The sequence below is a fragment of the Pectobacterium polonicum genome (assembly GCF_005497185.1).
Classification (GTDB): domain Bacteria; phylum Pseudomonadota; class Gammaproteobacteria; order Enterobacterales; family Enterobacteriaceae; genus Pectobacterium; species Pectobacterium polonicum.
In genome coordinates this window covers 63,145-89,170 of sequence record NZ_RJTN01000007.1, presented here as the reverse complement: position 1 = coordinate 89,170, position 26,026 = coordinate 63,145, and the positions used below count along the sequence as shown (strand labels likewise).

Genomic DNA, 26,026 nt, shown 5'->3' with positions numbered 1-26,026 from the left:
TCTCCACATTCTTTTTCGTGCCGCTGTCGCGGCGACGCTGTGTTTTATCGTAATCACTCAGGCCGGAACGAGACCTGAAGGTGATGATGGGCAGCAACCGTTCCATTTGTTAACAAGGTTGCACAAAGTTGCAACATGGTTGATATTGGCGTTATCCCGATGTGCATCTTCTAATCACAGGAGTGGACGCTATGGGCTTTACCACGATGGGTGTAAAACTCGATGAGGAAACACGTGAGCGTATCAAGGCGGCAGCACAGCGTATTGATCGTACACCGCACTGGCTGATCAAACAGGCTATTTTCCATTACCTCGAACGCCTCGAAAGTGGCCTCGACACTCCTGAAACACCGCAATGGGCGAACATCAGCCACATTGAAGCGGAAGAGATTATGCCGCAATCTCGAGAAGAAGAAACCCACCAACCCTTTCTTGATTTCGCCGAGCAGGTACTTCCTCAGTCCGTTATCCGCGCTGCCATGACTTCCGCTTATCGCCGCCCCGAAAGTGAACTGGTGCCTATCTTGCTGGAACAGGCAAGACTTACCGATGAATTGTCGCAATTAACGCAGAAGCTGGCTTATCGATTGGCAGCGAAATTACGCAGCCAGAAAGCCGGAAGCGGGCGTGCGGGTATTGTGCAAGGACTGCTACAGGAATTCTCACTTTCTTCTCAGGAAGGCGTGGCGCTAATGTGTTTAGCCGAAGCGCTGCTGCGTATTCCTGATAAATCTACACGCGATGCGCTGATCCGCGACAAGATCAGTCGGGGAAACTGGCAGGCGCACCTCGGCCACAGCCCATCGCTTTTCGTGAATGCCGCAACCTGGGGACTGCTGTTTACCGGAAAGCTGGTGGCGACACACAATGAAGTGAACCTCTCGAATTCGCTGAACCGCATCATCGGGAAAAGCGGTGAGCCGCTTGTCCGTAAAGGTGTCGATATGGCTATGCGGCTGATGGGGGAGCAGTTTGTCACGGGGGAAACCATCGGTGAAGCGCTGGCGAATGCCCGTGAGCGGGAGGGCAAAGGCTTCCGTTATTCTTACGATATGTTAGGTGAAGCGGCGCTGACGGAGCACGATGCTGCTGCCTATCTGGCGGCTTATCAGCAGGCGATTCATGCTATCGGCAAAGCCTCGAACGGGCGCGGGATTTACGAAGGGCCGGGCATCTCCATCAAGCTGTCTGCGCTGCATCCGCGCTATAGCCGTGCGCAGTATGATCGTGTGATGGAAGAGCTTTATCCACGTTTGTTGATGCTGACGCTACTGGCGCGGCAGTACGATATCGGGATTAATATCGATGCAGAAGAAGCCGATCGACTGGAGATCTCACTCGATCTGCTGGAAAAACTCTGTATGGAACCGGCGTTGGCGGGGTGGAACGGTATCGGGTTTGTCATTCAGGCTTATCAGAAACGCTGCTCGTATGTGATAGACGCGCTGATTGAACTGGCACAACGTAGCCGCCGCCGGCTGATGATTCGTCTGGTGAAAGGGGCGTACTGGGATAGTGAAATCAAACGGGCGCAGGTTGACGGGCTGGAAGGCTACCCGGTCTACACGCGCAAGGTCTATACCGATGTGTCTTATCTGGCGTGCGCCCGCAAGCTACTGGCCGTACCGAATCTGATTTACCCGCAGTTCGCCACCCACAACGCACAGACGCTAAGTGCGATCTACCACATGGCGGGCAACAATTATTATCCCGGTCAATATGAATTCCAGTGCCTGCACGGCATGGGGGAACCGCTCTATGATCAGGTGGTTGGTGCGGTTGTGGACGGTAAATTGAACCGACCGTGCCGCATTTATGCCCCGGTCGGAACCCATGAAACGCTACTGGCTTATCTGGTGCGACGCCTGCTGGAAAACGGCGCGAATACCTCGTTTGTTAACCGCATTGCGGATACTTCTATGGCGCTGGAAACGCTGATTGCCGATCCGGTTAGCGGCGTAGAGGCGCTGGCAAAAGTGGAATGGAGTATGGGCGCACCGCATCCACGTATTCCTCTGCCGCGTCAGCTATATGGTCGAGAGCGGCAAAATTCGAGCGGGCTGGATCTCTCGAATGAGCATCGGTTGGCCTCGCTCTCCAGCGCGTTGCTGAATCACGCGTCACAGCTGTGGTATGCCGCGCCAATGATTGAGGGGGAAAGCGAGGCAAGCGAAGAAAAGCCTGTGGTAAATCCCGCCGATATGCACGATGTGGTGGGCTATGTTCGTGATGCCTCCGTAGCGGATGTTGAACGGGCAATCGATGCCGCAGTGCGGGCCAGTGCCATCTGGTTTGCGACGCCGCCCGCTGAGCGAGCCGCGATATTGAATCAGGCCGCTTCGCTGATGGAAGAGCAGTTGCAAAGCCTGCTGGGGCTGCTGGTTCGGGAGGCGGGGAAATCCTTCAGTAACGCGATTGCAGAAGTGCGCGAAGCGGTGGACTTCTTGCGCTATTACGCGAGTCAGGTGCGAGACACCTTCACCAACGATACCCATCGCCCTCTGGGACCCGTCGTTTGTATTAGTCCGTGGAATTTCCCGCTGGCAATCTTTACCGGACAAATTTCTGCTGCACTGGCGGCAGGCAACAGCGTATTGGCGAAACCGGCTGAACAAACCCCCCTGATTGCGGCGCAGGCGGTACGTATTCTGCATGAAGCGGGAATCCCCTTGGGCGTATTGCAACTGCTGCCGGGGCAGGGGGAAACCATCGGTAGTGCATTGGTGAACGACGAGCGAGTACGTGGCGTGGTGTTTACCGGTTCGACGGCCGTAGCCAAAACCCTGCAACGTAGCATCGCAGGCAGACTCGATCCACAGGGGCGCTTGACGCCGCTGATTGCCGAAACGGGTGGCCTGAATGCCATGATTGTCGACTCATCTGCACTAACGGAACAGGTGGTGAATGACGTTATTGCCTCTGCGTTCGACAGCGCCGGACAGCGTTGCTCGGCGCTGCGCCTGCTGTGCCTGCAAGAAGATATCGCGGATCGCACGCTGGCTATGCTGCGTGGCGCGATGGCGGAGTGTCGCATGGGGAATCCTGAACGGCTATCGACCGACATCGGCCCGCTGATTGACGCCGAAGCGAAAGAGAATGTGGATCAGCATATTCAGACGATGCGGGCGAAAGGTCATACCGTATTTCAGGCTGCGCGTCCGCAGGATGAGGAGACATGGCGGCACGGGACGTTTGTGAAGCCGACCCTGATCGAACTGGGCAAGATAGACGAGCTGAAAAAAGAGGTTTTTGGTCCAGTTTTACACGTCATTCGCTATCAAAGCCAGCAGTTGGATTCCGTGATTAATCAGATCAATGCGGCGGGTTATGGCCTGACGCTGGGCGTACATACGCGCATTGATGAAACAATCCAGCGTGTGACGAACAGGGCAAAGGTGGGTAACCAGTACGTGAACCGCAATATGGTGGGAGCCGTTGTCGGCGTTCAACCGTTTGGCGGAGAAGGCTTATCAGGAAACGGGCCAAAGGCAGGCGGACCGCTTTATCTATACCGCTTACTGGCGCATCGACCGGACAACGCGTTCGCAGCAGTACTCGCCAGACAGAATCGTGAGCAAGCACCGGATACTTCTGCCCGAACATCGCTGCTGGCGGGACTACAGGCGTTGGAAGACTGGGCGATTAGCGGCGAACGTCACGATCTGGCGGCGCTGTGTCAGCGCTATAAAGAGCATAGTGTTAGCGGAACAGCGCTACAGTTGTCTGGCCCGACAGGGGAAAGTAATACGTATACGTTGTCGCCACGTGAGCGGATTCTATGCCTGGCAGATAATGAAGAAGACCGTTTGATTCAGGCGGCAGCGGTGCTGGCAACGGGCGGAAAACTCCTGTGGCCTGAAGGTGAACAGGAGAGAACGCTCTATGAATGTTTACCGCAGAAAGTGCAGTCGCGTATTCAGCTTGTACATGACTGGCAACGTCATGATGAGGTGTCTTTTCACGGCGTAATTTATCATGGCGATGCCGATCGGTTACGGCAGATCAGCGAAGCGCTTGCGGAACGTGATGGCCCGATTGTCCTGCTGTTAGGCTATACGCAGGGTGATACCCACGTTCAACTGGAGCAATTGCTGACCGAACGTTCCCTGAGTATCAATACCGCCGCCGCAGGCGGTAACGCCAGCCTGATGGCGATAGGTTAATAAGGCATTCAATAGAAAAAGCGCGCCAAACCGTAAGCTAGGCGCGCTTTTATGTTCAGGAGCGTTGGCGTAATGGCTTAGTTGCGGTACAGCACTTTGATCACATGGTAACCAAACTGGGTTTTCACCGGACCGAACGGTTTCAGCAATTCGCAGGAAAACACCGCCTTATCGAAAGCTGGCACCATGTCGCCTTTACGAAACTCACCCAAATCGCCGCCGTTACGTTTTGATGGGCAGGTTGAGTGTTTTTGCGCCAGTTTCTGGAAATCGGCACCTTTTTCTAATTGAGCCAGAATGTCGTTAGCCAGTTGCTCGGTATCGACTAGGATATGTAGGGCTGCTGCGGTATTTGCCATGTTATTACCTTTTTTGCAAAAGAGATTCCGGCGCGCAATGTAACATTTGCAATGCAAGATGTGGACTGCGACGTGCTTTCCTTAATAACAAATCCTCGGTCAAGATCGATACGGCTTTCTGCTACAATCGCCTTCCGTTTTATCAGTGAGCAAGATCGTTATGCGCTTAAACCCCAGCCAACAACACGCCGTCGAATTCGTCACCGGACCTTGTCTGGTTCTGGCGGGCGCAGGCTCAGGCAAGACCCGCGTTATCACCAACAAAATTGCGCACCTGATTCGCCAGTGTGGTTATCAGGCTCGGCACATTGCTGCTGTGACGTTTACCAACAAAGCGGCGCGTGAAATGAAGGAACGTGTGGCACAAACGCTGGGGCGTAAAGAAACGCGTGGGCTGATGATTGCGACCTTCCATACGCTGGGGTTAGAGATCATCAAGCGTGAATACGCCGCGCTGGGTATGAAATCCAATTTCTCCCTGTTTGACGATCAGGATCAGATGGCGCTGCTGAAAGAGCTGACGGAGCAGTGGCTGGAAAACGATAAAGTTCTGCTGCAACAGCTGATCTCGACGATCTCAAACTGGAAAAACGATCTGATCGATCCAGCCGGTGCAGCGGCGATCGCGCGAACCGAACGCGACAAGCTGTTTGTACATTGCTACTCGCTTTATCACGACCACCTGCGTGCCTGTAACGTACTGGACTTCGACGATCTGATTTTGCTGCCCACGCTGTTGCTGAAGCAGAACGCTGAGGTGCGTGAACGCTGGCAGAACCGCTTACGCTACCTGCTGGTGGATGAATATCAGGATACCAACACCAGTCAGTACGAGCTGGTTAAGCTGCTGGTCGGCACCCGTGCGCGTTTTACTGTCGTCGGAGATGACGATCAGTCTATTTACTCCTGGCGTGGCGCACGGCCACAGAATCTGGTGTTATTACAGCAGGATTTCCCGGCGCTTGATGTGATAAAACTGGAACAAAACTACCGTTCATCCGGGCGTATTCTGAAAGCTGCCAATATTCTCATCGCTAATAACCCGCACGTTTTTGAAAAGCGGCTGTTCTCGGAACTGGGTTATGGTGATGAGCTCAAAGTGATTACCGCCAACAACGAAGATCACGAGGCCGAGCGGGTCGTTGGCGAACTGATTGCCCATCACTTTATTAAAAAGACCCAGTACGGCGACTATGCCATTCTGTATCGTGGTAACCATCAGTCGCGTTTGTTTGAAAAGATGCTGATGAAGAACCGTATTCCTTATCGTATCTCCGGTGGCACGTCTTTTTTCTCTCGACCTGAAATCAAAGATTTACTGGCTTACCTGCGTGTATTGACTAACCCGGACGATGACAGCGCGTTCTTACGCATTGTGAACACGCCTAAGCGTGAGATTGGCCCGGCGACGATGAAGAAGCTGGGCGAGTGGGCAGGGCAACGCAATAAGGGTCTGTTCAGCGCGAGTTTTGATCTTGGACTGAGCCAGTCTCTGACTGGGCGTGGGCTGGAATCCCTGCAACGGTTTACCCAGTGGCTGGCGGAGATTGCCCGTCTGGCGGAGCGTGAACCTGTGGCAGCCGTGCGCGACCTGATTCATGGGTTGGACTACGAAAGCTGGCTGTATGAAACCTCACCCAGCCCAAAAGCCGCAGAAATGCGAATGAAGAACGTCAATCAGCTATTCAGTTGGATGACTGAAATGCTGGAAGGCTCCGAACTGGATGAACCCATGACGCTGACGCAAGTGGTGACGCGCTTCACGCTGCGGGACATGATGGAACGTGGAGAGAGTGAAGAGGAACTGGATCAGGTGCAACTGATGACGCTACATGCGTCCAAAGGCCTCGAATTCCCGTACGTCTTTTTGGTTGGGATGGAAGAAGGTCTGTTGCCGCACCAGAGCAGCATTGATGAAGACAACGTCGACGAAGAGCGCCGTCTGGCATACGTGGGGATTACACGCGCCCAACGCGAGCTGTTCTTCACGCTGTGTAAAGAACGCCGCCAGTATGGCGAGCTAGTGCGTCCAGAACCGAGCCGCTTCTTGCTTGAACTGCCGCAAGATGATGTGGTGTGGGAAACGGAAAGAAAAGTGGTTAGCGCACAAGAGCGTATGCAGAAAGGCCAGACGAACGTTGCCAATATTCGGGCGATGTTGGCGAAGGCTAAAGGGGAATAACATTCCCCCTTAACTAACTGTTAAATTGTCGTTTCTTCCAACATCAGCGGCCAGTGCACGTAACTCTGCCAGCGGCTTTCCTGTTCCAGCATTTCTGCTCGTAGCGGGTGCTGAGCCAGCCAGCCTGTAGGCAGAATCAAACGCAATGCTTCACCTTCTACGCGTAACCGCACTGCCGGCAACGTGTCATCGCGACGGCGGCTGGCAAAAATAATTGCCAGACGCAACAGGCGGCACAGGCGCTGTGCCTGACTGACCGGTAGCGCATTCTGCTGACTGAGCGGCATCAAATCGACGGGGTTAATCTGGTTTTGCAGGAGTGTGGCTAACAGTTTCTTCTGGGCTGGCGTAAAGCCGGGGAGATCGCTATGGCGAATCAAATAGGCTGCATGCTGAGGTGACTGGCGAAAATCAATGCTCAAACCGATTTCGTGCACCAGACAGGCGCTGCGCAGTAACTCACGACATCGGCTATCTAACTGCCAGTCACGGGCAACTTGTTGCAGAAAGTTGTCTGCCAGCGTACTGACACGTTTAGCCTGCTCGGTATCCAGCAGATAACGGCGTTGTAGCGTCTCCAGTGTGCGGTGGCGGATATCCTGATCGACGGGCAAATTCAACATGCCATAGACCAGCCCTTCACGCAGCGCGCCTCCGGCCAGCGTCATGGTTTTGATGTCGAGCTCTTGGAAGATCGCCAATAGAATGGCGAGCCCACTGGGGAAAACCAGCGCGCGTTCTAGCGTCAGGCCTTCAATTTCTAACTCTTCTAGCTTATCGCACTGAATCGCATGCTCTTTAAGCTGTCTGAGCTTCGGCAGAGTAATGTATTCATCCATTCCCTGCGCGACCATAATTTCCTGTAGTGCTTGTACTGTGCCGGAAGCGCCGACGCAGATTTGCCATCCTTGTTCGCGCAGGGAAGCCGCGACAGGGCGCAGCATTTCACGCGCCGCGTGTTCAGCGCGTTCAAAGTTACCTGCTTCGAGGTTGCGGTCGCTGAAATAGCGATCCAACCACGTGACGCATCCCATCGGGAGGCTGATCAACTGCGTCGTTTTTGCACCGACGCCTGTTGCCAGTTCGGTACTGCCACCGCCAATATCTACGACAAGACGCGCATCCGGGCCGCCCGTGGTATGTGCTACACCTTGATAAATCAAGCGTGCTTCTTCTTCACCGCTGATAACCTGAATCGGCAAGCCCAGAATTTCCTGAGCCCGTTGCAGAAAGTCGTCAGCGTTCGTTGCCAGCCGTAAGGTTGCGGTCGCGACGACACGTACCTGATCCTGCGGAATGTCCTGCAACCGTTCGGAGAACAGTTGTAGACACTGCCAACCACGCTGCATCGCTTCCTGCGAGAGCCGACTCTGCTTATCCAGCCCTGCCGCAAGGCGGACCTTACGCTTTATTTTCGCCAACGTCTGAATGCTGCCTGCGGTTTCCCGTGTGACCAGCATATGGAAGCTGTTCGATCCGAGATCGATGGCAGCGTAAAGTGAAGAAGAGCTCAGCATCAACGGTTAGTCCGCTCGTTTACGATTATTACGGGGCGCTCCGCTGCGGCGTGGCGCATTACTATGTCGGCGCGGGCCATTATTAGAACGCGGTGGGCGTGTTAAACGCTTCGGCGCAGGTAAATCGCTCATTAGCGCGTCACTGTTGTATTTACTGACCGGGATACCGTGACCGATGTAGGTTTCGATAGCCGGGAGATTCAATGCATACTCTTCGCAGGCCAGACTGATAGAAAATCCGCTTTGTCCTGCACGACCAGTACGGCCAATGCGGTGAACGTAGTCTTCGCAGTCATCTGGCAGGTCGTAGTTGAAAACATGGGTCACAGAAGGAATATGCAAACCGCGTGCTGCAACGTCCGTTGCCACCAGAATATCCAGATTACCTTGAGTAAATTCTTCCAGAATACGCAGGCGTTTTTTCTGCGCGACGTCGCCCGTCAGCAGCCCAACACGATGGCCGTCGGCAGCCAGGTGACCCCAGATATCTTCACAGCGATGCTTGGTATTCGCGAAAATAATGCAGCGATCCGGCCATTCTTCTTCCAACAGCGTCTGGAGCAGGCGCATTTTCTCTTCGTTGGATGGATAAAATAACTCTTCTTTAATGCGATGACCGGTTTTCTGTTCCGGTTCAACTTCCACGTACTCTGCGTTATTCATCTGTTCAAACGCGAGTTCACGCACCCGGTAGGAGAGCGTAGCGGAAAAAAGCATGTTCAGGCGCTGTGACGTGGCCGGCATGCGACGGAACAACCAGCGGATATCTTTGATGAAGCCGAGATCGTACATGCGATCCGCTTCGTCAAGCACGACGACCTGAATCGCGCCCAGATTAATATGGTTTTGTTTGGCATAGTCGATCAGGCGACCCGTGGTGCCGATCAAAATATCAACGCCGCTTTCCAGCACTTTAAGCTGCTTGTCGTAGCCGTCGCCACCGTAGGCTAAACCCAGTTTTAGCCCAGTCATGTGAGACAGCGCTTCTGCGTCAGAGTGAATCTGGACAGCCAGTTCACGAGTTGGTGCCATAATTAAGGCACGTGGTTGATTGGTTTGACGCTCTGCATTTGCAGGGTGTGAAAGCAAATAATGGAAAGTAGACGCGAGAAAAGCCAGCGTCTTGCCGGTACCGGTTTGCGCCTGACCCGCAACATCACGCCCTGACAAAGCTAATGGCAGAGCTAACGCCTGAATAGGCGTACAGTTATGAAACCCTTTACTTTCAAGGGCTTCGATAACCTGCGGGTGCAGGGCGAAGTCGGAAAACTTCTGTTCAGTTAAGTGTGTTTTGCTCATAGTGTGGTAGAATATCAGCTAACTATTGCTTTACGAAAGCGTATCCGGTGAAATAAAGTCAAGCCATTGTTGGTTAATGCTACACCAACAAGCTAGAAATAATCCTGTGGAGTAAAATATGAGCGATAAAATAATTCACCTGACTGATGACAGCTTTGGTACGAAAGTATTGCAGGCTGATGGCGCTATCTTGGTTGATTTCTGGGCTGAGTGGTGTGGTCCTTGTAAAATGATCGCTCCTATTCTGGATGAAATTGCCGAAGAGTTTGAAGGTAAACTGACGGTGACCAAGCTGAACATTGATGAAAATCCTGCAACTGCACCGAAATATGGTATCCGTGGCATTCCTACGCTGCTGTTGTTTAAAAACGGCGAAGTCGCGGCGACCAAAGTCGGCGCACTGTCCAAAGGGCAACTGAAAGAGTTCCTGACGGCAAATCTGTAAGTAGCTTGACCCCCTGGAAAGGGAGTTGCCGACGGGCGCGATCGGTCAATATGCAATTCTCATATTGACTGCTTGCCGCTCGTCGGGAAGCGTGTTAGATTCTTCATCACTGCATATCGTACTTGCCTATGTTTAAGCCCTTAGGCTTAAGCCTAAAAGTTAGAGTCTAAAGCATTATTCTGTGTCGAAATCGAAAGAACATTGTTTTACAAAGTCTTTTTTGAAAAACAATTGTTTTACAACGCGTTTGTGATCCGATTTGGGCAGTCTACGAGTTTTACAATAATTGGTTTTATGTGTCTTCGATCTCCTGCCGTTGATTTATGCGGATATCGTTTATGCGGATGTCGTTTTGCGCGGATTTAATGCGCTTCAGGTGTGAAACCAGACAGGAATCCGGTGGTTGAAGGCTGTTATAGAGGCACGGATGATCCTGCCATACCATTCACGTTACTAGTTCGAGATTTACCCCGAGTTAAAGAACCCACCACTATGAATCTTACCGAATTAAAGAATACGCCAGTTTCTGAGTTAATTACTCTTGGCGAAAATATGGGACTGGAAAACCAGGCCCGCATGCGTAAACAGGATATTATCTTCGCGATTCTGAAGCAGCATGCCAAAAGCGGCGAGGATATTTTCGGCGATGGCGTGCTGGAGATATTGCAGGATGGCTTCGGCTTTCTCCGCTCCGCAGACAGCTCCTACCTCGCAGGCCCCGATGATATCTACGTTTCTCCCAGCCAAATCCGCCGTTTCAACCTCCGCACTGGTGACACCATTTCTGGCAAGATTCGCCCGCCGAAAGAAGGTGAGCGCTATTTTGCCCTGCTGAAAGTTAACGAAGTTAACTACGACAGACCTGAAAATGCCCGCAACAAAATCCTGTTCGAAAACTTAACACCACTGCATGCAAACTCTCGTTTGCGTATGGAGCGTGGTAACGGTTCGACAGAAGATCTGACGGCGCGTGTACTGGATCTGGCTTCGCCAATTGGTCGTGGGCAACGTGGTCTGATCGTTGCGCCGCCGAAAGCAGGTAAAACTATGCTGCTGCAGAATATTGCGCAGAGTATTGCTTACAACCATCCTGACTGTGTGCTGATGGTGCTGCTGATTGACGAACGCCCAGAAGAAGTGACCGAGATGCAGCGTCTGGTGAAAGGTGAAGTGGTTGCGTCAACGTTTGACGAACCGGCTTCCCGTCACGTTCAGGTTGCTGAAATGGTGATCGAAAAAGCGAAGCGTCTGGTTGAACATAAGAAAGACGTTATCATCCTGCTGGACTCCATTACCCGTCTGGCACGTGCTTATAACACCGTGGTTCCGGCGTCGGGCAAAGTGTTGACCGGTGGTGTGGATGCTAACGCCCTGCATCGTCCGAAGCGTTTCTTCGGTGCGGCGCGTAACGTTGAGGAAGGCGGTAGCCTGACCATCATCGCCACCGCGCTGGTTGATACCGGTTCTAAGATGGACGAAGTGATTTACGAAGAATTTAAAGGTACAGGTAATATGGAACTGCACCTGGCGCGTAAAATCGCAGAAAAACGCGTGTTCCCAGCGATTGATTACAACCGCTCCGGTACGCGTAAAGAAGAGTTACTTACTACCTCTGAAGAATTGCAGAAGATGTGGATTCTACGCAAAATCATCCACCCAATGGGTGAGATCGATGCGATGGAATTCCTCATCAACAAGTTGGCGATGACAAAAACCAACGACGAATTCTTCGATATGATGAAACGTTCATAAATCCGGGCGTTCATCTATATATACCCTAAATAATTCGAGTTGCAGGACAAAACGCTAGCGTTTTGAACAACGCACAGCGTTGGCCCCTCAGGGTGAGGTTCAGAGATGAGCCGAGTATTGCCAACGCACATGCGGCTTGAAGTATGACGGGTACATTACGGATAACTCGGGGAACGCCACGCTGGGTCGTGGCGTTTTTTTATCCCTCAATTAATCGGCTGTGAATGTGTTTTCTGCGAGAAAGGTGCGGTTACCACTTCAATTTGTACTGGCGATCAACATGGGCGATAGGATATAAGGCGTAAACCGAGTCTATACTGAACAGCTACAGCGCAGCTGTTAACGGTGAACTTACTCACTATGAGTACCGAATTACTATTTATTTTCTTGTTTTCTCTGGGCTTTCTTTTTTTTGCTCGCAGCATCGCGGGTAAAATAGGGCTTGTCGATCGTCCCAATTACCGTAAACGCCATCGGGGTCTTGTGCCTCTGGTCGGCGGCATTTCCGTGTATGCGGGTATCTGCTTTACCTACTTTATTACCGATCAATACATCCTCAACTTCCGTCTTTATCTGCTATGCGCAGGTGTGCTGGTGTTTGTCGGCATGTTGGACGATCGTTTTGATATCAGCGTGAAAATTCGTGCCGTTGTGCAGGCGTTTGTCGCGGTAGTGATGATGGCCTTTGCTGGCTTGACGATACACAATCTAGGGCACATTTTCGGCCCATGGCAGATGGGGCTGGGACCGTTTGGCTATTTGGTTACGCTGTTTGCCGTTTGGGCTGCGATCAATGCGTTCAACATGGTCGATGGGATCGATGGGCTGCTCGGTGGATTATCCAGTGTCTCCTTCGGGGCGATGGGTATTTTGTTGTATCTGAGCGGCCATACGAATCTGGCATTGTGGTGTTTTGCCATGATCGCGGCGACGTTGCCTTATATTCTGCTTAATCTTGGCATGTTTGGACGACGTTATAAGGTCTTCATGGGCGATGCGGGTAGCACGATGATTGGCTTTACGGCCATCTGGCTCCTGATTCAGACGACGCAAGGCCCACAGCATCCGATTAATCCCGTTACCGCGCTGTGGATTATCGCTATCCCGCTGATCGATATGATCGCCATTATGTATCGACGTTTGCGTAAGGGAATGAGCCCGTTCTCGCCTGACCGACAGCATATTCATCATTTAATGATGCGAGCTGGTTTTTCTTCCCGTCAGGCGTTTGTGCTGATTACGTTTGCTGCCGCCTTGTTGGCGGTAGTCGGCGTCTTGGGAGAATATTTCTTTTTCGTACCTGAGTGGGTCATGTTGGCATTATTCTTGCTTGTTTTTTTACTGTATGGCTACTGCCTGAAACGAGCATGGCGGGTCGCCCGTTTTATCAAGCGAGTCAAACGTCGTATGCGGCATTCTGATGAGCAAAAGCAGTCATCCTGACCAAATAACTTTGGGGAAGTAATGAAATCAGAGAACTTGTCTACTGGGAATGCGTTGATTGATAATGAACTGGATGTCCGTGGTTTATTTCGCCAGTTGTGGCGAGGGAAAATCTGGCCGATAGCGATTGGTCTGCTTTTTGCCATCGTTGCGTTAGGCTACTCGTATCTTGTGAAACAGGAGTGGAGTGCGACAGCGATTACCGATAAACCAACGGTTAATATGTTAGGAGGGTATTATTCGCAGCAGCAATTCCTGCGTAACCTCGACGCTCGATCTTTTTCCACCCCTCCGCCTGAACAACCACCTATTTCGGCAGATGCTTATGGTGAGTTCATCATGCAATTAGCGGCCTATGACACTCGCCGTGATTTCTGGTTGCAGACCAACTATTACAAGCAACGTCTGGAAGGCGATGCTAAGGCTGATGCAGCCCTGCTAGATGAAATGGTCAACAATATTCAGTTTACGGCGCGTGATGATGGGAAAAAAACCAATGATTCCGTTAAGTTAGTGGCTGAAACTTCTGCGGATGCGAATACGTTGCTTCGCCAGTATGTGGCTTTTGCCAGCCTGCGTGCTGCCAGCCACCTGAATGAAGAGATTAAAGGAGCTTGGGCTGCCAGAACCATTTTCATGAAGTCGCAGATCAAGCGTCAGGAAGCGGTAGCAAAAGCGATTTACGATCGTGAGGTGCGCAGCGTTGAGCTGGCGCTGAAGATCGCACAACAACAAGGTATTAGCCGTAGTCAGACGGATACACCGGCTGATGAAATCCCCGCATCGGAAATGTTCCTGCTTGGTAGACCGATGCTCCAAGCCCGACTGGAGACGTTACAGACCAGCGGCCCTCACTACGAACTGGATTACGATCAAAACCGTGCGATGTTGGCAACGCTGAACGTTGGGCCAACGCTCGAAGCCAGTTTCCAGACGTATCGTTATTTGCGGACGCCGGAAGAACCGGTGAAGCGTGACAGCCCGCGCCGGGCATTTCTGATGGTGATGTGGGGGGCGATTGGTGCGCTTATCGGAGCGGGTATTGCCTTGACTCGCCGTCCACGCTAACTGGCTTGCTGCTTTGCGTTTGATGCTCAGTGAGCATCTGCGTCTAACCTGATTAAAGAGATTCAATGTGAAAGTGTTGACTGTTTTCGGCACCCGGCCGGAGGCCATTAAAATGGCACCGCTGGTTCATGCCTTGGCTCAGGATGGAGCCTTTGAATCGAGAATTTGCGTAACAGCCCAGCATCGGGAAATGCTGGATCAGGTGCTGCGTTTGTTCGATATTACGCCGGATTACGATCTGGATATTATGCGGCCGGGACAGGGACTCAGTGAGATATCCTGCCGGATTTTATCGGGGCTTGAGCCCGTTATGGAAGCGTTCAAACCGGACTTGGTGTTGGTACATGGCGATACCACCACGACGTTGGCAACCAGTCTGGCGGCTTTTTATCAACGTATACCGGTCGGTCACGTGGAAGCGGGTTTGCGTACTGGCAACCTGTATTCGCCTTGGCCGGAAGAAGCCAACCGTAAGCTGACGGGGCACTTGGCGATGTACCATTTTGCTCCGACGGAGAATTCCCGACAAAATTTGTTGCGTGAGCATTTGTCCGATCGACATATTTTTGTCACGGGCAATACGGTGATTGATGCGCTGTTTTGGGTACGTGACCGGATCGTCGGCAATGCTACGTTACGCCGCAGTCTCGATGAAAAATATGCCTTTTTGGACGACGATAGAAAGCTGATTCTGGTTACCGGGCATCGGCGTGAGAGTTTTGGCGGGGGTTTTGAGCGCATTTGTAGCGCGCTGGCAGATATTGCCCGGCGACACCCTGAAGTGCAGATCGTGTACCCCGTTCACCTGAACCCTAACGTTAGCGAACCGGTGAATCGTATCCTGAGCGGTATTGATAATGTAATGCTGATTGCACCACAGGACTATCTGCCTTTCGTGTATTTGATGAATCGATCTTATATGATTTTGACCGACTCGGGTGGCATTCAGGAAGAAGCCCCATCGTTAGGCAAGCCGGTATTAGTGATGCGCGATACGACGGAACGACCGGAGGCGGTGGAAGCAGGTACTGTCAAACTGGTCGGTACGGAAGTGGCGAGCATTGTCGATGCGGTGTCTATGCTGTTGACGGACGAAGAGGCATATCAGGCAATGAGCCGCGCTCATAACCCCTTTGGTGATGGCCAAGCCTGTCAACGCATTGTTGATGCTTTAAAAAATCGCCAGGAGCGATTTTAAACGTCGCTATGCGACGGCCCGAAGGGTGTCGGGCAGGGATAGCCCGACATAAAAAATCGCCAGGCGCGATTTTAAACGTTGCCTTGCGGCGGCAGACATAAAAATTATGGTGATACTATGAGCTTTACTACCATTTCCGTCATCGGTTTGGGCTACATCGGTTTGCCGACTGCGGCTGCCTTTGCGTCACGCCAGAAAAAAGTCATCGGTGTCGATGTGAACAAACTGGCAGTCGAAACGATTAATCGCGGTGAAATCCATATTGTCGAACCTGATTTGGATACGTTGGTCAAGGTCGCGGTAGAAAATGGTTACCTTCAGGCGATGACGAAGCCTGTACCGGCCGATGCCTTTCTCATTGCCGTTCCGACGCCTTTCAAAGGCGATCACGAGCCCGATCTGGCCTACGTTCAGGCGGCGGCAGCCTCCATCGCACCTGTTCTGAAGAAAGGCGATCTGGTGATTCTGGAATCGACTTCCCCTGTGGGAGCGACAGAGCAAATGGCCGAGTGGCTTGCTGATGCGCGAGCGGATTTGACGTTTCCGCAGCAGGTCGGGGAAACGGCAGATATCAATATTGCCTATTGCCCTGAACGCGTATTACCCGGTCAGGTTGTGGTGGAGCTGATTAAGAACGATCGCGTTATTGGCGGTATGACTCCCGTGTGTTCTGCCCGCGCTAGCGAACTGTACAACATCTTTCTGGAAGGTGAGTGTGTGGTTACTAACTCCCGCACCGCCGAAATGTGTAAGCTGACCGAAAACAGTTTCCGCGACGTTAACATCGCTTTTGCCAATGAACTCTCGCTGATTTGTGCCGAACAAAACATTAACGTATGGGAACTTATCCGATTGGCAAATCGCCATCCCCGCGTCAATATCCTGCAACCCGGCCCCGGCGTTGGCGGGCACTGTATTGCGGTCGACCCTTGGTTTATTGTGTCGCAGAATCCGCAGCAGGCGCGGTTGATTCACACTGCCAGGCTGGTGAACGATGGTAAGCCGCTTTGGGTGGTCGATCGTGTAAAAGCGGCCGTGGCGGATTACCTGATACAGACGGATAAACGCGCGAGCGAGGTTACGGTGGCCTGCTTTGGGCTGGCGTTCAAGCCTGATATCGACGATTTGCGCGAGAGCCCTGCTGTAGGGATTGCGTCGATGATTGCACAATGGAATACCGGCGCGACGTTAGTCGTTGAACCGAATGTCAAACACCTGCCGTCCGTGTTGGCCGGGCAGGTAAAACTGGTCGATACCCTCGACGCATTAAAAGAAGCTGATGTGCTTGTGATGCTGGTAGACCACCGTCAGTTTAAAGCGATTAACCCAGAAGATGTGAAACAACAGTGGGTCATTGATACCAAAGGAGTATGGCGTTGAAACGTATTTTAATTACCGGTGGTGCCGGGTTTATTGGTTCAGCATTGGTCAGATACATTCTGACTGAAACGCAGGACAGTGTCGTTGTTGTCGATAAACTGACTTATGCGGGCAACCTGTCTTCGCTGGCTCCCGTTGCTGATAGTTCACGCTTCGCGTTCGAGCAGGTGGATATCTGCGATCGTGCTGAATTGGACCGTGTCTTCAAGACCTACCAGCCTGCGCTGGTGATGCATCTGGCGGCAGAAAGCCACGTCGATCGCTCTATCGACGGCCCCGCAGCGTTTATCGAAACCAACATTGTCGGCACCTATACCATGCTGGAAGCGGCACGTCACTACTGGCAGAACCTGGCTGATGCGGACAAAAGCGCGTTCCGTTTTCACCATATTTCTACCGATGAAGTGTTTGGTGACCTGCATGGGACGGACGATCTGTTTACCGAAACCTCGTCTTATGCGCCGAGCAGCCCTTATTCGGCCTCGAAAGCGTCCAGCGACCACCTTGTTCGCGCCTGGCTGCGCACTTATGGGCTCCCGACGGTTATCACCAACTGCTCGAATAACTACGGCCCTTACCACTTTCCAGAGAAGCTGATCCCGCTGGTCATCCTGAATGCGGTCGCGGGCAAACCGTTACCGGTTTACGGTGACGGCGCACAAATTCGTGACTGGCTGTTTGTGGAAGACCACGCTCGTGCGCTGTACAAAGTAGTGACGGAAGGCGAAATCGGCGAGACGTATAACATCGGTGGCCACAACGAACGTAAAAACATTGAAGTGGTGCAGACGATTTGCGAACTGCTGGAAGAGCTGGCACCGAATAAGCCTGCTGGCGTGGCGCATTATCGCGATCTCATTACCTATGTGAAAGACCGCCCAGGTCACGATATGCGCTATGCGATCGATGCTGGGAAAATTGAACGTGAACTGGGCTGGCGTCCAGAAGAAACGTTTGAGACAGGCATGAAGAAAACGGTCAGTTGGTATCTGAATAACGAAAAATGGTGGCGCAGCGTGCAGGACGGTTCCTATACCGGTGAGCGTTTAGGGCTGAACGACTAAGCTTCGTGTCATATGGCAGAAAAGAAAGGGGCGAAACGATGACCTATCCGACATTAGCAGGACAGGTAGACATTCGCGCCACAGTTGAACCGCTGGGTTGGGAGAGCGAATTCTTCCAGCTTGACAGCGGTAAGCTGAGTTTTTCGCCTTCTGCGCCCGCGTTGACGTGTGATGCGCTTAGCGCATTTGCGCTGACGCAGGCCAAAATCGCGGCAGACAATCTGGCGTTGGCGGATGCGCTGGCCGATCTCGGGTTTCGTTTGGTGGAGGGTGAAGTCGATCTCAGTCTGTCGCTGCATCCTGCTACCGCTGTTACGTCGCTACCGCGCTGGCGTGAAGCCACACCCGACGATATTCCTGTGCTGAGGGACGCGGCATCACGCGTTTTTGCGCTGAGCCGTTTTCGTTCTCCGTGGTATCAGCCGGAAGATAGCGGACGTTTCTATGCGCAGTGGATTGAAAACGCCGTGCTCGGTACGTTCGACCACTGCTGTTTACTGGCGGAAGATGCAGCGGGTAATCCGCAAGGGTGGGTTACGCTGCGCAGAGTGGATGGCAGGGATGCACGTATCGGGTTACTCGGCGTTTGGCCAGACGTTACGGTACGGGGCATTGGTTCACAGCTGATGGCGCTGGCGGAAATGTGGTGCCGACAGCAAGGGCTGATACGCCTTCGGGTCGCAACGCAGGTTGGCAACGTGGCGGCTCTTCGTCTTTATCTTCGCCGTGGTGCTACGATTGAGAGCACGGCGTATTGGTTATACAGGTGATCACATGATTCCATTTAATGCGCCACCGGTTGTCGGTACGGAACTGGATTATATGCAGGCTGCTATGAGCAGCGGCAAATTGTGCGGTGATGGCGGGTTTACCCGCCGTTGTCAGCAGTGGCTGGAACATTATTCCGGCAGCAAAAAAGTCCTGCTCACGCCTTCCTGCACCGCGTCGCTGGAAATGGCTGCGATACTGCTCGACGTTAAGCCCGGTGATGAAGTGATCATGCCGAGCTATACCTTTGTTTCTACCGCCAACGCCTTTGTGCTGCGCGGGGCAAAGATCGTGTTTGTCGATATCCGCCCGGATACCATGAACATTGACGAAACGAAGATCGAAGCGGCAATTACGGAAAAAACGCGCATTATCGTGCCGGTTCACTACGCGGGCGTAGCCTGCGAGATGGACGCGATTATGGCACTGGCGAAAAAATACGATTTATATGTTGTGGAAGATGCCGCGCAGGGCGTGATGTCCAGCTACAAAGGCCGCGTTCTTGGCTCCATCGGCCATATCGGCTGTTTCAGCTTTCACGAAACCAAGAACTACACCTCGGGCGGTGAGGGCGGAGCCACGCTGATTAATGACGCCAGACTGGTGGAACGGGCGGAAATCGTTCGTGAAAAAGGCACCAATCGTAGCCAGTTCTTCCGTGGACAGGTGGACAAATACACCTGGCGTGACATTGGCTCAAGTTATCTAATGGCAGATATCCAGGCTGCCTACCTTTGGGCGCAGCTGGAAGCGGCGCGGCCGATTAACGAACGCCGTCTGAAACTGTGGCAGAACTACTACGCCGCCTTTAAATCGTTGGCTGATGCCGGGCGACTTACCCTGCCGACCGTACCTGCCAATGGGATTCATAACGCGCACATGTTTTATATCAAACTGCGCGATCAGGACGACCGCAGTGCGTTTATCAATTACATGAAAGAAGCCGAGATCATGACGGTCTTTCATTATATCCCGCTACATAGCTGCCCGGCGGGTCTGAACTTTGGTCGTTTCTTCGGTGACGATCGCTACACCACGCAGGAAAGCGAACGGCTGGTGCGTTTACCGCTGTTTTACAACCTGTCGGACGTCAATCAGCGGACCGTTATCAATACCATTCTGAGCTTCTTTTCCTGATATGTCGTTGGCGAAAGCATCGATATGGACGGCAGGCTCCACGCTGATAAAAATCGGCGCGGGGCTGGTTGTCGTCAAACTGCTGGCGGTTACGTTTGGCCCCAGCGGTGTAGGGATGGCAGGGAATTTCCGCCAGTTAATTACGGTGTTGGGCGTACTAGCCGGTGCCGGGATCTTCAACGGCGTCACCAAATACGTGGCGGAGTACCAGCAACAGCCGGAACGACTGAGGCCGCTGCTCGGTACGTCTGTCACGCTGGTGCTGGGCTTCTCCACGCTGCTGGCGATTCTCTTTTTGGCGGCCGCAACGCCTATCGCTAATCTGCTATTTGGGCATGACGACTATCGCGACGTGGTGCGCGCGCTGGCGTTTATCCAAATGGGTATCGCCTACGCCAACCTATGTCTGGCGATCCTCAAAGGCTATCGGGATGCGATAGGCAACGCGCTGGCCGTTATCGGCGGTAGCCTGATTGGGCTGGCGGCCTTTTGGCTCTGTCTGCAACTGGGTGGCTACGTCGGCGCTCTGGCAGGGCTGGCGCTGGTGCCTGCGCTGCTGGTGATTCCCGCGGGCATCATGCTATTGCGGCGTACACCGCTGTCGCTGGCGTCGCTAAAACCGGCGTGGGATCGTGCCATCGCGGGTCAGTTGGGCAAGTTCACGCTGATGGCGTTGATGACGGCGGTGACGCTGCCCGTTGCGTACATCATGATGCGTAACCTGCTGGCGGCGCATTACAGCTGGGATGACGTGGGTATTTGGCAGGGTGTCAGCAGTATTTCCGATGCTTACCTACAATTTATTACCGCTTCCTTTACCGTTTATCTGTTGCCAACGCTCTCGCGCCTGACGGACAAGGCTGCGCTGGCGCAGGAAATTGTACGCTCGCTGAAGTTTGTACTGCCCGTCGTGGCGGGTGTCAGCTTTTGTGTGTGGCTGCTGCGCGATGTTGCCATCTGGCTGCTGTTCTCCAGCCAGTTCACGGCAATGCGAGATCTCTTCGTTTGGCAATTGGTAGGCGATGTAATGAAAGTGGGCGCTTACGTCTTTGGCTATCTGGTCATTGCGAAAGCGGCGCTGCGCTTTTATCTGCTCACGGAAGTCAGCCAGTTTCTCCTGTTAACCGGTTTTTCTCACTGGTTGATTCCGCTTTATGGCGCACAAGGCGCAGCGCAGGCTTATATGGCAACTTATCTGGTCTATTTTTTGCTTTGTTGTTGCGTATTCATTATTTACCGTAGGCGAGCATGACGACACTGATTCATGTATTGGGATCTGACATCCCGCATCATAACCAGACCGTTTTACGTTTTTTTAACGACGTACTGGCGACGGAACTCCCCGAACAGCAGATTCGGCACTTTATCGTGGCTTCTCACGACGGCATTTCATCGGCCGATTTCCCCGCGCTGCGTATTGAAACCTGTGTGAATAAAAAGACGCTAGCTGAAGCGGTTATCGCCAGAGCCAAAGCGAACCGTAAGACGCGTTTTTTCCTGCATGGGCAGTTTAATCCCACGCTGTGGCTGGCGCTGCTGAGCGGGAAAATCAAACCTGAGCAGGCTTACTGGCACGTTTGGGGCGCAGATTTGTATGAAGAGGCGAGCAGCCTGAAGTACCGCCTGTTTTATCTGCTGCGACGTATGGCGCAAAAGCGTGTTGGACATGTGTTTGCCACGCGTGGCGATCTGGCGTGGTATCAGCAACGTTCACCGCGGGTGCCGACGTCGTTGCTGTACTTCCCAACGCGAATGAATCCGGCGCTAACGGGCATGCAGGTGGATAAACCACTGGCAGGGCCGATGACGATTTTGGTCGGTAATTCTGGCGATCGCACCAATCGTCATCAGGAAGCGTTGCAGGCGATTCACAAACAGTTCGGGAGCAATGTGCGGGTGATTGTGCCAATGGGCTACCCTGCGAACAACGCGTCTTACATCGCACAGGTGGAAAAGGACGGTTTGGCGCTGTTCGGTGTGAAAAATTTCCAACTGCTGAAAGAGCAACTGGCGTTTGATGATTACCTCAACATGCTACGCACCTGTGATGTGGGCTATTTTATTTTCGATCGCCAGCAGGGGATTGGGACGCTATGCCTGCTGATTCAGTTTGGTGTGCCGTTCGTGATCAGTCGGCAAAACCCGTTCTGGCAGGATCTGACGGAACAAGGTCTACCCGTACTGTTTTACGGTGACCAGATGGATGAAGCGTTGGTGCGCGAGGCGCAGCGCCAACTGGCATCGGTCGATAAGCACCAGATTGCGTTCTTCAATCCCAATTATCTGCAAGGCTGGCGGGATGCGCTGGCGTTGGCTGCGGGAGAACCGACATGACGCTGGGACAATTTGGCGGGCTGTTTGTCGTCTACCTGATTTCCGTCATCTTTATCCTGAGCCTGACCTGGATGGAGTTTCGCCGGGTACGTTTTAATTTTAACGTACTGTTTTCCCTGCTCTATTTATTGACGTTCTATTTTGGTTTTCCGTTTACCTGCGTGCTGGTGTTCCGGTTTGGCGTTGACGTCGTCCCCGTGCAGTACCTGCTTCAGGCGATGCTGTCCGCGACGGCATTTTATGCCATCTATTACGTCAGCTATAAGACGCGGCTGCGCCAGAAAATCGCTGTGCCGCGTGCGCCACTCCTGACGGTGAACCGAGTTGAAGCCAATCTGACCTGGCTGCTGCTGGCGTTGATTGCGGTAGCGACCGTCGGTATTTTCTTCCTCAACAATGGCTTCTTGCTATTTAAACTGCGTTCTTATAGCCAGATATTCTCCAGCGATGTGTCTGGCGTGGCGTTGAAACGCTTTTTCTACTTCTTCATTCCCGCAATGCTGGTGGTGTATTTCCTGCGTCAGACGCAGCGGGCGTGGCTACTGTTCCTCATTGGAACAGTCGCTTTTGGGATGCTGACGTATGTGATTGTCGGCGGTACGCGTGCGAATCTGATCATTGCCTTCGCTCTGTTTTTGTTCATTGGTATCGTGCGCGGCTGGATTACACTCTGGATGTTAGTCGCGGCTGGCGTGTTTGGGGTTATCGGGATGTTCTGGCTGGCGCTGAAGCGCTATGGGCTGGATGTCAGTGGCGATTACGCCTTTTATACCTTCCTCTATTTAACCCGCGATACCTTCTCGCCCTGGGAAAATCTGGCGCTGTTGTGGCAGAACTATGACAAGATTGAATTTCAGGGGCTGGCACCGATTGCCCGTGATTTCTACGTCTTTATTCCCTCCTGGCTATGGCCCGATCGGCCGAATCTGGTGTTAAACAGTGCAAACTATTTCACTTGGGAAGTATTGAATAACCATTCAGGGCTAGCGATATCCCCCACGCTGTTGGGCTCGCTGGTGGTAATGGGCGGCGTGCTGTTTATCCCGTTGGGGGCGATCGCAGTGGGGCTGGTTATCAAGTGGTTTGATTGGGTGTACGAGCTAGGGAAGAACGATAGCAATCGCTATAAGGCCGCTATCTTGCAGGCGTTCTGCTTCGGTGCAGTATTCAATATCATCGTTCTGGCGCGTGAAGGTGTCGACGCCTTCGTTTCACGCGTGGTATTTTTCTGTCTGATCTTTGGCCTGTGCCTGCTCGTGGCGAAGTTGCTTTACTGGCTGTTGGAAAGCGCCGGACTCATCCGGCAGCGTCTGATGCGCGTGCGTACCACACCGATCGCGCCGACACCCAGCGCCGTACAGGATACTGTGATAAAGGAGCAGGTATGACAGCGTTAAAAACCACAGAGACCATTCCTCTGTATACCATTCGTGGTTTGCCCATTCACGGTTTTCGTAATAGGGCGCAGTTTGTTGATTACCTGTTTGCGGGCGAGCGGGTTGAAACGGGCACGCTCGTGGCGATTAACGCTGAGAAAGTGCTAACGGCGGAAAAAGATGTGGCGCTGCGTACGTTGCTCGATCGTGCAGAGTATAAATATGCGGACGGCATCAGCATTGTACGTTCCATTCGACGCAAATATCCAGAGGCTGACGTCACACGTATTGCGGGTGCTGATCTGTGGGAAGCGCTAATGGAGCGGGCAGGCAAATTAGGCACGCCGGTTTTTCTGGTGGGCGGCAAACCCGATGTGCTGGCACAAACGGAAGCGAAGCTGCGGGCGCAGTGGAACGTCAATATTGTCGGCAGTCAGGATGGCTATTTTGCGCCGGAGCAGCGTGATGCGCTGTTCGAACGTATTCGTGCCAGCGGCGCACAAATTGTCACCGTCGCGATGGGATCGCCACGACAGGAAATGCTGATGCGCGATTGTCGCCACCACTATCCTGATGCGCTGTATATGGGCGTCGGTGGAACATACGATGTCTTTACCGGGCATGTGAAACGCGCCCCGCTCGTGTGGCAAAACCTAGGGCTGGAATGGCTCTATCGCTTGTTGTCCCAGCCGAGCCGTATTTTTCGGCAGTTTAGGCTGTTGAAATACGTTGCCTACCACTATAGCGGTCGCCTATAGGTGGGCTGAATTGGCGCGGTAAACGCGCCAATCTGTCTCACATTACCTTCCCTCGCCGCCGTTTTCTACAGTAGATAACCCTGATCTTTCATCCCTATTCGACTTCAATTGTCTGTTTGCCAAACAATCAGAAAGACAGAATTCTATCTTTGACGTATTCGTCGTCCCTGATGTGTTATTCACGCCCACATTACGGTATTTTCATGGCCGCCAATTTGAGGCGAGGAACATTTTTTCTAATAGATAGATCGCATTTCTGAAATAAGAACAATAACTGGCAATAGCCGGGATAAACACAACATAAAGACAGAGGATATATGGCAGAAGATGTAAAGCAGGAAAAACTCCATCGAGGGTTGGAAGCCCGACATATTGAGCTGATTGCGCTGGGTGGCACAATCGGTGTCGGGCTATTTATGGGCGCGGCCAGCGCGCTGAAGTGGGCGGGGCCATCAGTATTGCTGGCCTATATTGTTGCCGGGATTTTCGTGTTCTTCATCATGCGCTCAATGGGCGAGATGCTTTATCTGGAGCCAGTTGCGGGATCGTTTGCCGTCTACGCGCATAAATACATGCATCCCTTTTTCGGTTACCTCACCGCGTGGGGCTATTGGTTTATGTGGATGGCGGTCGGAATTTCGGAAATTACCGCCATTGGCGTGTATGTTCAGTATTGGTTCCCCGATTTACCGCAGTGGATACCGGCTATTGCCGCAGTTGCGCTGGTTGCAGGCGCAAACCTTGCGGCAGTAAGGCTGTATGGCGAAATCGAGTTCTGGTTTGCGATGATTAAAATCACCACCATTGTTGTAATGATCGTGGTCGGTGTCGGTATTATTTTCTTTGGCTTTGGTAACCACGGTCAGGCGACGGGATTCAGTAACCTGACTGAGCACGGTGGTTTCCTGGCCGGAGGCTGGAAAGGACTGCTGTTTGCCCTCTGTCTGGTGGTGGCATCCTATCAGGGGGTTGAGCTGGTGGGCATTACCGCTGGCGAAGCGAAAAATCCGCAGGTGACGCTGAAGCGTGCGATCAATAACATTCTGTGGCGCATCCTGATTTTCTATGTGGGCGCGATCTTCGTTATCGTCACAATTTTCCCCTGGAATGAAATCGGTACGTCTGGCAGCCCGTTCGTATTGACGTTTGCCAAAATCGGTATCACTGCGGCGGCGGGTATCATCAACTTTGTGGTGCTGACGGCCGCGTTGTCCGGCTGTAACAGCGGCATGTATAGCTGTGGTCGCATGTTGTATTCGCTGGCTAATAACCGGCAGCTTCCCGCCTGGCTAGGTAAAGTGACGGCCAGTGGTGTACCGGCGGCAGGCGTCATGGTTTCTATTCTTTGCCTGGTGGCTGGGTCGCTCTTGAATTACGTCATCCCTAACCCGGAAAAAGTCTTTGTTTATGTGTATAGCGCCAGCGTGCTGCCGGGCATGGTGCCGTGGTTTGTGGTGTTGATCAGCCAACTGCGTTTTCGCGATCAGCATCGTGCTGCGCTGGCCGCACATCCGTTTAAATCGATACTGTTCCCGTGGGTAAACTACCTGACGATGGCATTTTTGCTGTGTGTGTTGGTGGGAATGTATATAAATATCGATACGCGGATGTCTTTATTGGTCGGTATCGCCTTTCTAGCCGTGGTAAGCCTGTGTTATTTTGCACTGGGACTGGGCAAAAAAACGTCGCTGGCAGGGGGTAAATCGTAGTAGTTGGGGGCGGGAAGGACGGATTTGTATGTTATTTAGCTTGAAATGAACAAAGCATAAGCAAACGCATCATT

19 protein-coding genes are annotated in these 26,026 nt (G+C 52.7%); 16 read left to right on the top strand and 3 right to left on the bottom strand.

Going from position 1 to position 26,026, the window contains the following annotated elements; all coding sequences use genetic code 11:
* Window positions 1–191 precede the first annotated feature (191 nt).
* Entirely contained in the window at window positions 192–4,163 is a 3,972-nt protein-coding gene (gene putA, locus EDI29_RS10000) for a trifunctional transcriptional regulator/proline dehydrogenase/L-glutamate gamma-semialdehyde dehydrogenase (protein ID WP_137740778.1), read from the top strand.
* A 77-nt stretch (window positions 4,164–4,240) separates the two neighbouring features.
* Here putA and ppiC read toward each other — a convergent pair whose 3' ends face one another.
* Window positions 4,241–4,522, bottom strand: coding sequence for a peptidylprolyl isomerase PpiC (gene ppiC / locus EDI29_RS09995; RefSeq protein WP_011095687.1), 282 nt, complete (start codon window positions 4,520–4,522; stop codon window positions 4,241–4,243).
* A 160-nt stretch (window positions 4,523–4,682) separates the two neighbouring features.
* On the opposite strand from ppiC, the gene rep reads away from it, so the two are divergent.
* A complete protein-coding gene (rep, locus tag EDI29_RS09990; RefSeq protein ID WP_137740777.1) occupies window positions 4,683–6,704 on the top strand; it encodes a DNA helicase Rep in 2,022 nt (673 codons plus the stop codon).
* 20 nt (window positions 6,705–6,724) lie between these two features.
* Here the strand turns inward: rep and ppx are convergent, their stop codons facing one another.
* Both ppx and rhlB read right to left on the bottom strand, forming a co-directional pair.
* Entirely contained in the window at window positions 6,725–8,221 is a 1,497-nt protein-coding gene (ppx, locus tag EDI29_RS09985) for an exopolyphosphatase (RefSeq protein WP_137740776.1), read from the bottom strand.
* A 6-nt stretch (window positions 8,222–8,227) separates the two neighbouring features.
* The gene (gene rhlB, locus EDI29_RS09980; RefSeq protein ID WP_137740775.1) at window positions 8,228–9,520 is read right to left on the bottom strand and encodes an ATP-dependent RNA helicase RhlB; all 1,293 of its coding nucleotides are present in this window, start codon (window positions 9,518–9,520) and stop codon (window positions 8,228–8,230) included.
* 118 nt (window positions 9,521–9,638) lie between these two features.
* Here rhlB and trxA point away from each other — a divergent pair, with 118 nt between their 5' ends.
* The 14 genes from trxA to thrP all read left to right on the top strand — a co-directional run bounded on the left by trxA (window position 9,639) and on the right by thrP (window position 25,952).
* Window positions 9,639–9,965, top strand: a complete 327-nt coding sequence (gene trxA, locus EDI29_RS09975; RefSeq protein WP_107168973.1) for a thioredoxin TrxA — start codon at window positions 9,639–9,641, stop codon at window positions 9,963–9,965.
* A gap of 492 nt (window positions 9,966–10,457) precedes the next feature.
* Window positions 10,458–11,717: a transcription termination factor Rho gene (rho, locus tag EDI29_RS09970; protein WP_025919665.1), complete on the top strand. Its 1,260-nt coding sequence runs from the start codon at window positions 10,458–10,460 to the stop codon at window positions 11,715–11,717.
* A gap of 345 nt (window positions 11,718–12,062) precedes the next feature.
* Window positions 12,063–13,160 (top strand): UDP-N-acetylglucosamine--undecaprenyl-phosphate N-acetylglucosaminephosphotransferase, encoded by a 1,098-nt coding sequence (wecA, locus tag EDI29_RS09965; protein WP_137740774.1) that lies wholly within the window; start codon window positions 12,063–12,065, stop codon window positions 13,158–13,160.
* 21 nt (window positions 13,161–13,181) lie between these two features.
* The gene (gene wzzE, locus EDI29_RS09960; protein WP_137740773.1) at window positions 13,182–14,228 is read left to right on the top strand and encodes an ECA polysaccharide chain length modulation protein; all 1,047 of its coding nucleotides are present in this window, start codon (window positions 13,182–13,184) and stop codon (window positions 14,226–14,228) included.
* 67 nt (window positions 14,229–14,295) lie between these two features.
* Window positions 14,296–15,426: a non-hydrolyzing UDP-N-acetylglucosamine 2-epimerase gene (wecB, locus tag EDI29_RS09955; RefSeq protein ID WP_137740772.1), complete on the top strand. Its 1,131-nt coding sequence runs from the start codon at window positions 14,296–14,298 to the stop codon at window positions 15,424–15,426.
* 117 nt (window positions 15,427–15,543) lie between these two features.
* Window positions 15,544–16,806, top strand: coding sequence for a UDP-N-acetyl-D-mannosamine dehydrogenase (gene wecC / locus EDI29_RS09950; RefSeq protein WP_137740771.1), 1,263 nt, complete (start codon window positions 15,544–15,546; stop codon window positions 16,804–16,806).
* Window positions 16,797–17,870 (top strand): dTDP-glucose 4,6-dehydratase, encoded by a 1,074-nt coding sequence (rffG, locus tag EDI29_RS09945; RefSeq protein ID WP_193555654.1) that lies wholly within the window; start codon window positions 16,797–16,799, stop codon window positions 17,868–17,870. The genes wecC and rffG overlap by 10 nt, the downstream gene beginning before the upstream one ends.
* Before the next feature lie 38 nt (window positions 17,871–17,908).
* Window positions 17,909–18,640: a dTDP-4-amino-4,6-dideoxy-D-galactose acyltransferase gene (gene wecD / locus EDI29_RS09940; protein ID WP_137740769.1), complete on the top strand. Its 732-nt coding sequence runs from the start codon at window positions 17,909–17,911 to the stop codon at window positions 18,638–18,640.
* Between the two features lie 4 nt (window positions 18,641–18,644).
* Window positions 18,645–19,775 carry a dTDP-4-amino-4,6-dideoxygalactose transaminase gene (gene rffA, locus EDI29_RS09935; RefSeq protein ID WP_137740768.1) on the top strand — a complete coding sequence of 377 codons (1,131 nt, stop codon included), beginning with the start codon at window positions 18,645–18,647 and terminating at the stop codon, window positions 19,773–19,775.
* 1 nt (window position 19,776) lies between these two features.
* The gene (gene wzxE, locus EDI29_RS09930; RefSeq protein WP_137740767.1) at window positions 19,777–21,027 is read left to right on the top strand and encodes a lipid III flippase WzxE; all 1,251 of its coding nucleotides are present in this window, start codon (window positions 19,777–19,779) and stop codon (window positions 21,025–21,027) included.
* Window positions 21,024–22,109, top strand: a complete 1,086-nt coding sequence (locus EDI29_RS09925; protein ID WP_137740766.1) for a TDP-N-acetylfucosamine:lipid II N-acetylfucosaminyltransferase — start codon at window positions 21,024–21,026, stop codon at window positions 22,107–22,109. Before wzxE ends, EDI29_RS09925 begins: the two co-directional genes overlap by 4 nt.
* Window positions 22,106–23,497, top strand: coding sequence for an ECA oligosaccharide polymerase (gene wzyE / locus EDI29_RS09920; RefSeq protein WP_137740765.1), 1,392 nt, complete (start codon window positions 22,106–22,108; stop codon window positions 23,495–23,497). The genes EDI29_RS09925 and wzyE overlap by 4 nt, the downstream gene beginning before the upstream one ends.
* A complete protein-coding gene (gene wecG / locus EDI29_RS09915; RefSeq protein WP_137740764.1) occupies window positions 23,494–24,243 on the top strand; it encodes a lipopolysaccharide N-acetylmannosaminouronosyltransferase in 750 nt (249 codons plus the stop codon). The genes wzyE and wecG overlap by 4 nt, the downstream gene beginning before the upstream one ends.
* 317 nt (window positions 24,244–24,560) lie before the next feature.
* Window positions 24,561–25,952, top strand: coding sequence for a bifunctional threonine/serine APC transporter ThrP (gene thrP, locus EDI29_RS09910; RefSeq protein WP_137740763.1), 1,392 nt, complete (start codon window positions 24,561–24,563; stop codon window positions 25,950–25,952).
* Window positions 25,953–26,026: the final 74 nt, after the last annotated feature.